General features: G+C 73.0%; 11 protein-coding genes and 1 tRNA gene. 2 read left to right on the forward strand and 10 right to left on the reverse strand.

Translation table 11 applies throughout. The features are described from left to right. Positions 1 to 60 precede the first annotated feature (60 nt). From Q4C85_RS06500 to ftsE, 6 genes are all read right to left on the reverse strand, one after another. Positions 61 to 897: an alpha/beta fold hydrolase gene (locus Q4C85_RS06500; RefSeq protein WP_303140714.1), complete on the reverse strand. Its 837-nt coding sequence runs from the start codon at positions 895 to 897 to the stop codon at positions 61 to 63. Further along, positions 890 to 2,671, reverse strand: a complete 1,782-nt coding sequence (locus Q4C85_RS06505) for a phosphatidylglycerol lysyltransferase domain-containing protein (RefSeq protein ID WP_303140715.1) — start codon at positions 2,669 to 2,671, stop codon at positions 890 to 892. The genes Q4C85_RS06500 and Q4C85_RS06505 overlap by 8 nt, the downstream gene beginning before the upstream one ends. 146 nt (positions 2,672 to 2,817) lie before the next feature. Further along, positions 2,818 to 3,348, reverse strand: coding sequence for an SsrA-binding protein SmpB (smpB, locus tag Q4C85_RS06510; protein WP_303140717.1), 531 nt, complete (start codon positions 3,346 to 3,348; stop codon positions 2,818 to 2,820). Positions 3,349 to 3,690: 342 nt separating this feature from the next. Then, positions 3,691 to 4,944, reverse strand: a complete 1,254-nt coding sequence (locus Q4C85_RS06515; protein WP_303140718.1) for a M23 family metallopeptidase — start codon at positions 4,942 to 4,944, stop codon at positions 3,691 to 3,693. Between the two features lie 95 nt (positions 4,945 to 5,039). Continuing rightward, positions 5,040 to 5,957: a permease-like cell division protein FtsX gene (gene ftsX / locus Q4C85_RS06520; protein WP_303140719.1), complete on the reverse strand. Its 918-nt coding sequence runs from the start codon at positions 5,955 to 5,957 to the stop codon at positions 5,040 to 5,042. Positions 5,958 to 5,970: 13 nt separating this feature from the next. Next, positions 5,971 to 6,660 carry a cell division ATP-binding protein FtsE gene (gene ftsE, locus Q4C85_RS06525; protein ID WP_303140721.1) on the reverse strand — a complete coding sequence of 230 codons (690 nt, stop codon included), beginning with the start codon at positions 6,658 to 6,660 and terminating at the stop codon, positions 5,971 to 5,973. Between the two features lie 130 nt (positions 6,661 to 6,790). Here ftsE and Q4C85_RS06530 point away from each other — a divergent pair, with 130 nt between their 5' ends. Next, the gene (locus tag Q4C85_RS06530) at positions 6,791 to 7,351 is read left to right on the forward strand and encodes a hypothetical protein (protein ID WP_303140723.1); all 561 of its coding nucleotides are present in this window, start codon (positions 6,791 to 6,793) and stop codon (positions 7,349 to 7,351) included. 155 nt (positions 7,352 to 7,506) lie between these two features. Here the strand turns inward: Q4C85_RS06530 and ssb are convergent, their stop codons facing one another. The 4 genes from ssb to Q4C85_RS06550 form a co-directional block, all read right to left on the reverse strand. Then, positions 7,507 to 8,109, reverse strand: coding sequence for a single-stranded DNA-binding protein (gene ssb, locus Q4C85_RS06535; protein ID WP_303140725.1), 603 nt, complete (start codon positions 8,107 to 8,109; stop codon positions 7,507 to 7,509). A gap of 174 nt (positions 8,110 to 8,283) precedes the next feature. Then, positions 8,284 to 9,750, reverse strand: a complete 1,467-nt coding sequence (locus Q4C85_RS06540) for a GTPase (RefSeq protein WP_303140726.1) — start codon at positions 9,748 to 9,750, stop codon at positions 8,284 to 8,286. After that, on the reverse strand, positions 9,747 to 11,342 hold the full coding sequence (locus Q4C85_RS06545) for a GTPase domain-containing protein (protein WP_303140727.1): 1,596 nt from the start codon (positions 11,340 to 11,342) through the stop codon (positions 9,747 to 9,749). Before Q4C85_RS06545 ends, Q4C85_RS06540 begins: the two co-directional genes overlap by 4 nt. Positions 11,343 to 11,498: 156 nt before the next feature. Further along, positions 11,499 to 14,174 (reverse strand): ATP-binding cassette domain-containing protein, encoded by a 2,676-nt coding sequence (locus Q4C85_RS06550; RefSeq protein WP_303140728.1) that lies wholly within the window; start codon positions 14,172 to 14,174, stop codon positions 11,499 to 11,501. A 139-nt stretch (positions 14,175 to 14,313) separates the two neighbouring features. Here Q4C85_RS06550 and Q4C85_RS06555 point away from each other — a divergent pair. Continuing rightward, a tRNA-Arg gene (locus Q4C85_RS06555) sits at positions 14,314 to 14,386 on the forward strand. Positions 14,387 to 14,395: the final 9 nt, after the last annotated feature.

A 14,395-nucleotide genomic window follows, 5' to 3' on the forward strand; every position in this document is an offset into this window, starting at 1 on the left:
GTCACCGAGCGGTGCACCACTGTAACAGGGCATCGCCCGAGAATCATCCCGTCGCTCGGCTCACACCGCGCCGGGCGCCCGGGCCGCGTGGCCCTCGGCGACCAGACAGATCTCCTCGGCGACCTGGAGCGGGGCATCGACCATCGTCAGGTGCCGGCAGCCGGGCAGGCGCCGCAGGCGGGTGGCGGCGAAGGAGGAGTGGAGGACCGCCGCCTCGACGAGGGGCACCGGAGGCGGCGCCTCGACGATGACGGCGCCGACGGGCGCGGGGGTCTTCTGCGCCTCCCGGAGGCGCTCGAGCTCGGCGGCCTGGGCCGGGAAGGCCATCCACTCGGCGGTGCCGGCCGCCAGGGACCGCCGGCTCGCCCACGTCTCACGCCACCGGGAGGTGTCGATCAGCTCGGGCCGCACCGTCTGCGACTTCAAGCCGCGGCGCCAGATCCTGGCCACGGGACGCCGCACCGGCCCGTGTCCCAGGAGCAGGTCGGCGGCCCGCCAGGCCAGCTCGGCCCCGATGCGTCCCCCCACGCGGGCGCCAGCCGTGATGGCGGGGTCGACCAGGACGACACCGGCCACGAGCCCGGGGCGGGTGCGTGCCAGGGCCTCGGCTTGGAAGGCCGCCATCGAGTGGGCCACGACGATGACCGGCCCCGGCTCCGTGTCCCGCAGGAGGTCGGCCAGGAAGCGCGTCTCACCGGCGAGCGTGGGAAGGGCGGTGCAGCTGGTCCCCCGCCGCCCCGGCCGGTCGACGGCGATGATCCGGCGGCCCGGCAGGGCGGCGATCACCTCGTCCCATCCCACGGCGGCCAGGGCGCAGCCGTTGAGCAGGACGATGCCGGGCCCCGCGCCGTCGCGGGTGTGGACGGTGTGCCCGTCGGGGTAGCGGCGCTCAGGCATGCGACCTCCCGGGAATGCGCCAGGCCAGCAGTGCGATCCAGCCCGAGCACAGAACCACCTGGATGGCTTGGACGGGGCCCTGCGTGCCGGGGGCCCAGGAGGGCAGGACGACGGTGGCGGCCATGAGCACCGCCACGACGACGGCCAGCCCCGCCGTCAGGCGCGCCGGGCCCCTCCACCCGCCGCGGGAGGCCAGGCCCACGGCCGACAGGCCGATCGTCGCCACGAGCGAGACCGACACGGGCACCGAGCAGGCCTCGTGCGGGTGCCTGGTCAGGCTGGGGGTGGCTGCGCACAGGGGGTCGCGGCTCTCGGCGCACGGGAGGTTGAACACGACGTCGAGGGCGGTGCCGACCCCGACGGCCAGGAGCTCGGCGGCATCCTGCTCGCCGCGCCGGGGCTGGGGGCCGGAGTCGCCCGCCATCCAGCGGGGCAGGGTGACGAAGCCCTCGGCCAGACCCATGGCCAGGGCGACCTGTGGGAGGTCGCCGCCGTCGTGGTAGCAGATGAGCCGTGGGTGCCACTGCGGGTCGTACTTGGCGTTGGAGCGGTAGAGGGACTCCAGCTGCCACCAGCGCGAGGCGAGCAGGAGGACGCGCCGCCACAGGCGGCGCAGCGGCCCCGTCCCGAGCCGGGCGCCCTCGGCGAAGGCAGAGCGGAAGACGGCGAAGTTGAGGGAGATCCTCGTGATCCCCAGGTCCGCGCCCTCAGCGACGACCGTGGCGACCATCAGCTCGGTCACCCCGTTGTCGGCCCGGGGGTGGCGCCGCATGACGTCGAGGCTGAGCCCGTCGCCGCCCCACGGTGCGAAGGACAGCAGGGCGGCGACCCGCCCGCGCCCGTCGCCGTCGGGGAAGAGCGCCTCGACCATGACGCAGTGGCCGTCGGAGGGGTCGGCCAGGCGCCCCAGTGCCATGGAGAAGCCGCGCTCGGCCGTGGGCCAGGTCGAGGGGTCGCCCAGTGGGTCGCCCGAGGCCAGGGCCACGCCCTGCTCGACCCGGTAGGTGACGCCGCCGTGCTCGGTGAGCAGGGCCGACTTGTCGCGCCGGGTCCCGAAGTACCCCAGGGAGTCGGTGGGGAACTGGGCGAGCAGGCCGCGCACGCGGCGCTCCTCCTCCAGGGTCATGCGCCCGGCCTCCTGCTGGGAGCGCATGACGCTACAGAAGAAGGCGAGCACACCGGCGGCCCACCCCAGCCCCAGCAGGCTGCGCAGCCAGGCGTGATTGGAGGCGCCGACGAGCACGTCGATGAGCGGGCGCGCCCCCACGCACGACAGGACGAAGGTGAGGGCCACGACGAGGGCGGTCACGGCGCCCGACACGAGCAGGAAGATGCCCAGGGCCCGGCGGATGTGGCCCGGCCGGGAGCGCACCGGGTAGGCGCGGCGGTAGACGGCCATGGCCATGAGCAGGCCGAGGAGCACCGCGATGTTGAGCACGAGCGCGTACCTCTCGGCGCCCACCCCGGGCAGGTCGGGGTTGACAAGCACCGCGAGCAGAACCAGGCCGAAGAGAACCAGCGCGAGGGCCACCAGGCCGGTCATGGCCACCCAGGCGGCTCGCCTGCGGCGCTCCAGGCCGGCGGCCAGGATGAGTGCGACGACGGCGGACAACCAGTCGACGAAGGGCAGCGGGATGATCCACACCAAGAGGAAGTCGAGCACCGCCTCGACCCCGGGCACCGCCCCCAGGAGACTGTAGGCCAGCGCCAGCAGCGCCACCCCGTACAAACACCGCGGCAGCACACCGACGATCAGTGGGTCATGCTCCCTCATGGTCGGTATCACTCCTCCTCGACACTGAGCACGCCCCGGGCGGGACGTGGCGGCGACCGTATCGACATGCCGCGCCTGCCCGGACACCGCGCCGGGTCCCGGGGACACCCGCCGCTGGGCGCCCCCGGTCCGGGGAGGAACCGTGCTCAGCCCTGGCGCCGGTTGGCGGCCGCCATCGCCCGGGCGGCCTCCCGGTTGTCCTGGGCCTCGCGCAGGGCCTGACGCTTGTCCCAGTCCTGCTTGCCGCGGGCCAGGGCGATCTCGAGCTTGGCCCGCCCGCCGAGGAAGTACAGCTCGAGGGGCACGACGGTGTAACCCTTGGCCTGGACACGCTGGGCGAGCCGGGTCAGCTCGGAGCGGTGGAGGAGCAGCTTGCGCTTGCGGCGCGGGGAGTGGTTGTTCCAGGTGCCCTGGAGGTACTCGGGGATGTGCGCTCCCTGCAGCCAGGCCTCGCCGTTGCGGTCGAACTCGACCCAGGCCTCGGTCAGGGAGGCCCGGCCCATGCGCAGTGCCTTGACCTCCGTGCCGGTCAAGACCAGCCCGGCCTCGTAGCGGTCCTCTAGGACGTAGTCGTGGCTCGCCCGGCGGTTGCGGGCCACCGTCGTGTGGGCATCGGCGGCCGCCTTGGCACGCTGCCCCGGCGTGGGCCTCTTGGGCCGGTCCTGCCTGGTGGACACCGGCGCCTCCTCTCCTGTCTGCTCATCGGCCCGCGCGCCCTCTGGGCGGGTGCGGGCGCGCCCACGACCGGGCGCGGGGCCATAGCCTACGCGAGCCTGGATGATTGATTCCAAGGGGTGGGCTGGGAGATGCGAGCCGGGCCGCGCCGTGGCGGTGCTCGTCGAACCGCGAGATCGGGACATATGACACCCCGAGATCGGGAGATATGACACGGCGTGGGGCAGGACCGTCCTGAGGCGGGCCGTGGCGGGCGGCCTGACGACGGCGCCCACCCTCGCCCGGAGGGGATCGCCCGCTCCGGAGTCAATCATCGAGGAGGGCCGACGTGCCGGCCCGTCGCATCAGAAGCCGGGCAGGGTCATCGGATCGACCTCGCTGCCGTTGAGAATGACCTCGAAGTGCACGTGTGGGCCCGTGGCTCCGCCCGTGGCGCCGGTCAGGCCGATCTGTTGGCCCTTGGAGACAGAGGACCCGTTGCCCACCGTGATCTGCGACAGGTGGCAGTAGGCGACGACCACCGACTGGCCGTTGATGACCCCGCCGTTGATGAAGATCCCGTTGCCGCACGAGGAGTTGATGTTGTAAGTCACGGTGCCCGAGACCGCCGCGTACTGCGGGACCCCCTGGCCGGCGACGAGGTCGACCCCCGCGTGGAGGCGTGGCAGGCCGGTGATCGGGTGGATGCGGTAGCCGAAGGGGGAGGCCACGACGAGGGAGCCGGTGATCGGGTGGCCGATGTCGCCTCCACCCAGTGAGGAGGCCGCCGCCTCATCCGAGCTGGCACCGGTGTATCCGGCCGAGGCCTGGTTCTCGGCGTCGATGCGGGCGATCGTATCGGCTGCTGCGGCGGCGTCGGCGGCCGCCTGGGCCTGCTGGGCCTCGAGCCCGGCCTTCTCCGTCTCGAGCTGCGCCGCGGCCGTCTGGCGCTCGGTGGTCAGCGCCGCGACCTCATCCCGATAGGTCGCCGCGTCGTCCCGGGCGGTCTGCGCAGCGGCCTCGGCCTCATCGGCCTCGGCCTTGAGCGTGGCCACGCGCGTGGTCGTCGCGTCCTGCCGGGCCTGGCGGTTGGCGTCCTGGGCGCGGTCGGCCTCGGCCGCCGCCAGCACCGATTCCTGTACTCCGGCGGCGATCTCCATGGTCGAGGCGCGCTGGCTGAGCTCCTCGACCGACTCGGAGTCGAGCACGTAGGTCCAGGTGGTCACCGTGGAGTCGCCCTGGTAGGCCGACACGACGAGCTCGGCCACCGAGGCGGAGTTCTCCTCGGCGGTGGCCTGCGAGGCCTGGGCCTCCTCCTCGATCTCTGCCAGGTCGGCCTCGGCGACGGCCAGGCGGTCCGCGGCGAGCTGCTGCTCGCGCTCCTTGGCCGCCAGGGTCGTCTCGGCGGCGTCGAGCTCGGCCTGGGCGGTGCTCAGGGCGGTCTCGGCGGCCTGGAGGTCCAGGTAGGCCTGCCCCAGGGAGGCCGAGACCCCCTCGAGAGAGGCGGTGATCTCCGCCTGCTTGCGCTCGGCCTCCTCCTGCCGCTCGACCGCGTCCTGCCGCTCATCGGCCTGGGCGGGCACGCCCACGGCGGCCACGCCCAGGGTGAGGGCGGCCACCACGGTGAGCAGGCGGTGCCGACGCGGTGCGCGGCGAGGCGCCCGAGAGACGGGATGAGGACGGGAGGTGCCGGTGCGCATGGGAATCAGACCAATCAGACCTTGGTGTACTTCGACAAGGAGAAGGCCGAGGAGGCGGCCGCCAGGACGATCGCGGCCAGCAGGAGCCAGGGGGCCAGGCGCAGGACGTCACCGGTGTTGATGAAAGCGGTGGTGAAGGTCATCGAGTTGGCGAGCCAGCCGTCGACGAGATAGTGGACCCCGACCCACAGCGTTCCGACGGCAGCCACCGCCCCCAGGAGCGCGGCCAGGGCGCCCTCGAGGATGAAGGGGAGCTGGATGAATAGGTTGGAGGCACCCACCAGGCGCATGATCCCGGTCTCCTTGGAGCGGCTCATCGCCGACAGGCGGATCGTGGTGGAGATGAGCAGTGCCGCCGTCACGGCCATGATCGCAGCCAGTCCACCGGTGATCCACGAGGCACGGTTCATGACCAGGAAGAGCGGCTCGAGGGTGTCGCGCTGGTCGATGACGCGCTCGACGCCCTCCCGCCCGGTGAACTGCTCGGCGACGACCTCGTACTCCTCGGGGTCGACGAGCTTGATGCGGAAGGACACCGGCATCATTTCTTCAGTGGCGTTGCGGCTGATCGGACGGTCGCCCTGGGCCTCGACGAACTGCTCGTAGGCCTCGGCCTTGGACACCCGTGTGTAGCTCTTGACGTACTGTGCCACCGTTCCGGAGTTGATGAACTCCTCGACGGCGTCGATCTGGGCCTCCGTGGCCTCGCCGTTGGCGCAGCTGGCCTCCGCCGTCGCCTGGGGGCACATGTAGACGCTGACCTCGACCTTGTCGTACCAGTCGCCCTTCATCGTGGAGATCTGGGTCTGCAGGAGGGCGGAGGCCCCCACGAACAGGAGGGACACGAAGGCCACGAGGACGACCGAGACCGTCATGGCCAGGTTGCGGCTCAGACCCTTGAAGGTCTCGGACAGGATGAAACGGAATCGCATGAGCGGGCCTCCTTCAGCGGTCCGAGCCGTAGACGCCGCGGGCCTGGTCGCGCACGACCTCGCCCGCCTTGAGCTCGATGACCCGCTTGCGCATCTGGTCGACGATCTCGTCATCGTGGGTGGCCATGACGACGGTGGTGCCCTGCCGGTTGATGCGGTCGAGCAGGCGCATGATGCCCACCGAGGTGGATGGGTCGAGGTTGCCGGTGGGCTCGTCGGCCAGGAGGAGCTTGGGGCGGTTGACCATGGCGCGGGCGATGGCCACGCGCTGCTGCTCGCCTCCGGACAGCTCGTGCGGCAGGCGCTTCTCCTTGCCCGCCAGGCCCACGAGGTCGAGTGCCTCGGGCACCGCCGACAGGATGTAGTGGCGGGGCTTGCCGATGACCTGGGAGGCGATGGCCACGTTCTCCATGACCGTCTTGTTCTCCAGCAGCCGGAAGTCCTGGAAGACGAAGCCCATCTCCTGACGGAGCTTGGGCACCTTCCAGGTGGAGATCTGCGCCAGGTCCCGGCCCAGCACGTGGACCGAGCCCGAGGTCGGGCGCTCCTCACGCAGGGTCAGGCGCAGGAAGGTGGACTTGCCCGAGCCCGACGCCCCGACCAGGAAGACGAACTCTTCGCGCTCGACCTCGATGGTCACGTCATCGAGAGCCGGGCGCGCACCCCGTTTGTAGACCTTGGACACGTGGTCGAATCGGATCATCGAGCCTGAACTTCCTGCCGTCGGGGCGCAGGTACGCCGCCGTTGCCGGCCACCGTAGCCACTGAGGCGCACTTTGCCGGACAGACACGCGGGCCGCGCAGGTGTGTCGCGGCCCGCTACCGTGTGACCCGTGCACGAGACCTCCTCCAGCCAGCCCTCCGCCCGGCCCACTGCCCCGGCGGGGCCCACCGGGCCGCTGGGGCCGGCGGGCGACCTGTCGGCCGAGGTCGACCTGGGCTCGTGGGCGCGGTTCACCCCCAGCCTGGCGGCCTTCCTCGACGGCCCGGCCCGTCCCGGCGGTCGGGGCGCGGGCCTGACGGTCCTGCTCACCGCACCGGCGCCGGTGGTCGCCGCCGAGCAGGCGGCGCCTAGCCGCCCCCTTCCCGGTCTGCGTCGCCTGCGACGGCGCCGGGAGCCCTCCCCGGAGGTGCCCGGGGTCGTCCTGGCCCGGCACGCCGAGGACGTCGAGGTCCTCGTCCCGGTCCTCGACGCCCGCGGCCGGGTCCTGCTCGGCGGGCCGCAGACCGGCCTCCTCGAGGCGCTGGGGTGGCGCCGTGGGGAGGCCGACCTCATGCGCAGGCGGCTGCCGGGCGGGGCCGAGGCAGCCGATGCCGTCACCCGCGTGCTCATCGAGGTCCTGGGCGTGGCCCACCCGGCCGACCTCGACTGGCTCATCGACGCTCAGCCCTGAGTGAACCGATGGGACTCTTCCGGCCCCGGGGACGGGCGCATCGCCGGCGCCCTCGATGAGTAGGTGGGCTGGGTGGCACGGGTCCTGACCCGACGCCACGAGCTCGGCCCGTGTCCCCCACCCCGTGGACTCACTCATCCCGGAGGGCTGTCCGGTCACCCCTCGACCAGGACGTAGTCGAGACCGGCCCCGGACGCCGGGCCGCCCTGTGCCGGAGGCCGCCCGACCGCGGCGTCCTGGTCGCCGCCCGCGCCGCCGGGCGTCGCGACCTGCCAGTGCGTCTCGGGCAGTGGCTCGGGGCGGTCCTCGACGCGCTCAGCGGAGGAGGCATGGGCCGCCTGCGGGCCGGCCTCGGTGCCGTCGGATCCGGCGGCGGGGGCGGCGTCGGCCTCCTCCTCGGCACGGCTCACCCGCATGAAGCGGGACTCCCCCCAGGTCAGGTCGTGCCCGCCGCAGGAGACCGTCAGGACGTTGTCGAGGTGCTCACCGGCCTCGTTGAACCACGCCTCCTGGCTCAGACGTCCGACGAGGACCACCGGGTCCCCCTTGTGCAGGCTGTGCCCCAGGTTCTCGGCCAGTGCGCCCCAGGCCTTGGCCGTGAACCACATCGTCTCCCCCTCGCGCCATCCCTCGCGGGTGCGGAAAGAGGGCGTCGTGGCGAGGCGGAAGTGGCAGAAGGGCTTGCCCGCGGCGGTGCGGACGACAGAGGGGTGGGTGCCGAGCACCCCTTGGACGACGAGATCGAGCTGACGGCTCATGATGCGCTCCTTGCTGAGTCCTCACCGGCGGTGCGCCGGTCCGCCCGACCACCGTGCCGCGCCCCGAGCACCGGGCGCCACAAGGGCGCCCGAGCCTTGTGGACGACCCCTGCACGAACGCCGCCTGTGGACAACACACGGCCGGGCGGCCTGCCCGGAGGAGCCGGGGCTGCGTCAGTGCTGCGTCAGGGCGGCGCGCAGCATCGCGTGCCTGGCAAGGACCTCGTCGGCGGGCTCGGTCAGGCCCCTGGTGACGATCGAGTTGAGGCGCACCCGGATCTGGTCGGAGTAGTGCTGCGCCTCCCGCTTGGCCCGGGCGCGGCGGGCCGAGGCGGCCCACACGATGACGACGAGCCCGACGCCGAGCAGCACGAGCGCCCCGACGAGGCCGCCCCGACCGGTCAGGGCCAGTCCCGCCCACACGAGGGAGGCCAGGACCGCCAGCAGTCCTCCCCACCAGGCCATCTCGATGACCGGGGCACGGTTGGACGGCAGGGGGACCGAGCCGACGGCCTCGGCGGTCTGGGCGGCCAGGGACTCGGGCACGGCCACCGCCTGCTCGACGCTGCGCAGCCAGACATCGGGCAGCCCGTCGGTCGTCCGACGCAGCCAGGTGGAGCGCACGGCGGCCACCGAGGACCGCGAGGGGGGCTCAGGGCGGGCCAGGGCCCGGGGCAGGGCTCGGGAGAGCCCGTCGCGCACCGAGTCCTCCACGGCCTGGGCGCCCGAGGCGCGCACGAGGCTCGTGGTCGCGGCGGCCGCGACGTCGGGGTTGGTCGACACTGTCCGGGAGGCGGCCGTCGAGCGCAGCCCGCGGGCGATGGCGTCCATGCGGGCGCTGGCGGTCCGCGCCGCGTTGGACTCCCGGGCCACGCGCTCGCACAGGATGTCGCGCACGGCGCGCAGGTTGTCCCCGCGCACCGCCGAGACCGGCAGGACCCGCACGTCCTGGAGGCCGTCGGCGTCGAGCAGGGCGCGCACGTCGGCCAGCAGCTGGTCGGCGCCGCCCGAGGGCAGGGTGTCGACCTGGTTGACGAGGATGAGCATGTCTTCCTGCCTGGCGCCCAGGCCGCGCAGGTACCCCTCGTGCAGTGCGGCATCGGCGTACTTCTGCGGATCGACGACCCAGACGAGGACGTCGGCCAGGGGGACGAGCCGGTCGACCTGGAGGGCGTGCTCGGTGGTCACCGAGTCGTAGTCGGGGACGTCGAGCAGGACGAGCCCGGCCAGGTCGTCCTGCTCCGAGGCGTCCAGGAGCGACTCCCGGCGGATGCGGCGGTCCTCGCTGACGCCCAGGAAGTCGAGCAGCGCGCGGGCGTCATCGCCCCAGGAGCAGGCCGCGGCACGCGAGGTCGTGGGTCGCCGGGCACCGACGTCGGCGAACTGCAGCTGGGTGAGGGCGTTGAACAGGGAGGACTTGCCCGAGCCGGTCCCCCCGAACAGAGCCACGACGGTGTGGTCGACACCCAGGGCGAGCCGCTCGGCGACTTCGTCGAGCTGCTCGTGGGCGGGGATGGACAGGCCCGCCGGCACCTCGGCGGGGCAGGCCCGCAGGGCCTGGCGCATCCGCTCCAGGCGCGCGTCGAGGTGGGCCGCGTCGAGGACGGGCCCGGTGTCCTTGGTCCGGATGATGGGGCTCATATGGTGGCTCCGTAACGAGTGAAGGGGGCGAGCTCGCCGGCACGCAGGCGCAGGGCGGCAGCGAGGGCGGGGTCGGGGGCGAGGCGGGCGGCGGCGCCGGCGGGGACCATCTGCGCCAGGGCGCCCGTCATCTCCTGGGACAGGGCGAGGCGGGCCTGGTGGGCCGCCGGGCCCAGCCCGAGGCGCTCGGCGGCCGCCCGCGCGCCCTCAATGCCGGCCGCGGCGGCGATGAGCAGGTCTCCGGCGGACTGGGGGGTCAGCCCCTTGGGCGCGGAGGTGATGGCGCCGCGCTGGGCCTGGGCCCAGCGCGCGACGATGGCCGTGGCGTCACCGGGGGCGGGCAGGAGCTGTGCCGTCCGACTCCCGGCGCCGGCCTCCTGCCAGGTGCGGGCGGCCTCATCGCCCAGGCGCTCCAGGTCGGCCTGGAGGTCGGCGGCCAGGGACTCGCAGGTGTCGGCCGCCAGTGCCGCCAGCGCCTCGGCACGGGCCTTGGTCGCGCGTCCGAACCAGCCGGACTTGAGGGCCCCGCCCTGGGCGAGGGAGGCCAGGGGGCTGCCGGCACCGGCCAGGGTCAGCCACCGGGTGGTCGGCGCACCCTGGGCGCGCGTGCCCCGCTCGACCTCGGCCGCCACATGCGCGCTCGGCCCGACCACCAGCTCCTGGGAGGCGGTCTCGAGGCGGCCGGCGGCGTCGTGCTGGGCGTCGACGTCGTTGGCGAGGCGCTCGAGGTCGGAGCGCAGGGCGGTCCACACGCTCCGACCGGTGCGCCGCACGAGGCCCGCCGCCCGGTGGCGTCCCGCCAGGAGGTTGAGCCAGTCGCGCAGCTCGGCCACCGAGCGTGCCGGCAGCAGGCCCTCGTGGGGGCCGGCGTCGGGCACGACGAAGAAGGGCGACTCGGCCAGCCCCAGCGCCTCGAGGCGCCCGAGCAGGTCGCGGCGGACTTCGGGCAGGATCTGTGCGGGCACCCGGTTGAGCACGACGCCGATCGGGGTCTCCCGGCTCGCGGCGGTCTCCAGCGTCGTCCACGGCGTGTGGTCGCCGTAGCGGGCGGCGGTGGTCACGAAGAGCCACAGGTCGGCGGCCTCGAGCAGGCGGATCGCCAGGGCGCGGTTGGCCTCGTGCACCGAGTCGAGGTCCGAGGCGTCGATGACGGCCAGGCCGGCCGGCACGGCGGTCGAGGGCACGACCTGGCAGGCCTCGGCCACCGGATGGCCGGACAGCGACTCGGAGTCCTCGGGGTTGAGCACGAGGACGGGGGTGCGGGTCGTGGGCCGCAGGACCCCGGCGTCGGAGACCTCGGCACTCAGGACGGAGTTGACGAGCGTGGACTTGCCCGCTCCGGTCGACCCGCCGACCACGACGACGGCGGGCACGTCGGCATCGGCCAGGCGGGGCAGGACGTGGTCGCGCAGCTGGCCGATGAGGCTGGAGCGCAGGCGCCGGGCGTCGTCGACCCCCGGGGCCACCAGGCTCAGGTCGAGCCGGTCGAGGTCGTCCACGGTGTCAGTCAGGACAGCCAGGAGCTGGGCACGGCTCAGCGCGGAGACGGGGACCTCTTCTCCGGCGGCGTGCGAGGGCGTAGGAAGGGACATGGCTCCCACCTTAGGGGTCTGAGGCGAGCGTTTCAGGCATTGACGGAGATCTTCCCCCGGGGAACCGCAACCTGTGCCTGCCCCGCCTCTGGGACAGGCCGTGCCTGCCGGTCGTGCCCGCCCGTCCGACGGCGCGTCGGACGGGCGGGTCGAGGCTCAGCGGCGTCCTCGGCGGGCCAGGCCGGTGTAGCACACGACCAGGCAGGCCAGGCCCAGGACGGTCAGGATGAGGAGGTTGAACAGCCACTGGCCGGCCGAGTGCGCCCACAGCTCGTCGACGCGGTAGGGCAGGATCTCGTTCATGTCGACGGTTGAGGCGGCCATCGCGTAGCCCCAGCGCGAGGGCATGAACCAGGCCAGCTGCTCGAAGACCGCGCGCCCCGAGATGGGGATGACCCCTCCGGCCAGGACGAGCTGGGCCATGATCGTGACCACCAGGACGGGCATGACCTGCTCCGAGCTCGACACGAAGGCGGACACGGCCAGCCCCAGCAGGCCCGAGACGAAGGCGATCGCCCAGCAGCACACCGCCAGCTCCAGGCCCGGGGAGCCCAGGACGACCGCGTCGGTGGGCGCCTTGTTGAGCGCCAGGGCGATCCCGACCATCAACGCGGTCTGCACGGTGACGATCAGTGCCAGCATGATCGCCTTGGCCACCATGTAGGCACCCGGTCTCAGCCCCACCGCGGTCTCCCGGAGGAACACGTCCCGCTCCCCCACCAGCTCGCGGATCGTGGCCGCCATCCCGGAGAACGCCGCCCCGGTCACGAGGATGACCAGCAGCTCGAGGGCCTGGGTCTTGTAGGTGACACAGGGTTGCTCCGGGTTGGGCACCATGAGCTCGGGCACCGAGAAGCCGTCATCTCCCGAGATCGACTTGGTCAGCAGGCCCATGATGATGGGTAGCAGGAGCATGAAGGCCAGGTAGGAGGGGTCGGCGGCGACGATGCTCATGTGGCGGCGCACGAGGGTCGAGACCTGGCGGGCGGCCGACTGCTGGGGGGCCTGCTTGTCGTGGACCACCGCGTTGGTCTGGACCCTGCGCCCGTCACCGCGGCGGGTCGAGGGCACGGTCGCCTCGAGGTAGGAGCGCAGGTCGGGGGTGTGGTTGCGGATCAGGGCGTAGACGTCGGCGAAGCCCTCGATGGCCACCGGGTCGGGGAAGCCGCCCTTGGGGGCGTGGGTGACCAGGCGGCCCTGGGCGCCGAACTCGGCCAGACGCTGTTGGAAGTAGGGGATGACCTGGCGCGGGGCACCGAAGTACACCGGCTTGCCCCCGGCGGCCAGGATGAGGACCTTGTCGGCCCGGTCGATGTGGTTCTCGTTGTGGGTCACCACCATGACGGTGCGCCCGGTGTCACCGGGCCGGGTGCCGTGGGCCAGGGTCGCCAGCAGCTCCATGACGTCGCGGTCCAGCTGGGGGTCCAGGCCCGAGGTCGGCTCGTCGAGGAACAGCAGCGAGGGACGGGTCAGCAGCTCGATGGCCGTCGAGACCCGCTTGCGCTGACCCCCGGAGAGCTTCTTGACACGCTTGTTGACGTGCTCGCTCAGGTCCAGGTCCTCCAGGACCTCCTCGATGCGCTGGCGGCGCTCGGCCTTGGACACGTCCTTGGCGAAGCGCAGCTCGGCGGCGTACTCCAGGGTCTGGCGCACCGTCAGCGCCGAGTGGATGACGTCGTTCTGGGGCACCACACCGATCTTGTTGCGCATGACCGGGTAGTGCTCGTAGATGTCCAGGCCGTCGAACAGCACCTGGCCCTCCTGGGCCTTCTGCTCACCGGTCAGGGCCTTGAGCAGCGTCGACTTGCCCGCCCCCGAGGGACCCACCACCGCGAGGAGCTCGTTGCCCGGCAGGGAGAAGGAGATCCCGTCGAGCAGCTTGAGCTTGCCGTCCATGACCGAGAAGGTCAGGTCCCGCCCGATCAGCTCACCACCGCCGGTAGCGACCTGGATCTCACAGGTGCCATCCGGGCTGATGACCACGAAGGTCGACCCCATACCGAAAGTCGTCGGCTCGGTGACCAGATGACTCTGCACCCGCTGCTGACCCACATACACGCCATTGGTCGACCGCAGGTCAGTCACCACGATCCCCTGCGGCGTCAGATCCACCCGAGCGTGGTGCCCCGAGACCCGCGGGTCATCGAGCCGCAGGTTGGCGTCAGGGGCGCGCCCGATGATCCCCGAGCCGGTGATGCGCACCCGGTTGATGGTCCGGCGCGCCCCCGAGCCCGGCCCGCCGGCCGAGGGGGCCGACGGGCCGGCCTGGGCGGCCGAGGGGGCCGACAGGATGGTTGCCGCCGAGGAGGTCTGCGGCACGGGGCCGCCCGGGACCTGCCCGGGCACGGGCGCCAGGGGCTGGCCGATGGTCTGGGCCGAGGCGGCCGAGCCGTAGGCGGCCGGGGAGGGGCCCGAGGTCGCCACCTGGGTGGGGGCCGGGCCGGTCTGGTAGGCGCCGGGCGCCGGCTCGGGCCGGGGTGCGGCCGCCCCGGGCTGCTGCGGCGCGCCGGTGGGCACGGGGCCGGGCGCCGGGGTGAAGTCGATGCCGGGACCCGAGACGTTGGCGAGGTAGACCCGCGTGGGCGCCGTGATGAGGGCCTGGCGGACGTCCTGTCCGTTGACGATCATGCCGTTGGTGCGCGACACGCACTCGACGACCCACCCCTCGGCGGTCGGGGTGACCCGTAGGTGCTCACCCGAGACGGCGTTGGACGAGGAGATGACGACGTCGCAGGTCGGCCGGCGCCCGACGGTGAACGGTGCGGTGAAGACCCGCGGGTGCTCATAGGCGGGGGCGTTGGCGAGACGAACGGCGAGTGCTAAAGGAGGCACGTCGCTCCTTTCGAACGGGACGGTGGCGTGGGAGTGCCGGAGTCGCCTGTCACGATACCGGCGCGCGGAGGGCGCACCCCGCGATTGCCTCCCGCGGAGTGGGGAGTTCTTCACCCCGTGCCGTAGGCTGTGGGCACCGGCCTCCGTAGCTCAATGGATAGAGCATCGGCCTTCTAATCCGCAGGTTCCCGGTTCGAGTCCGGGCGGGGGCACCGCCGAAA

The sequence above is a fragment of the Actinomyces sp. genome (assembly GCF_030524025.1).
GTDB lineage: Bacteria > Actinomycetota > Actinomycetes > Actinomycetales > Actinomycetaceae > Actinomyces.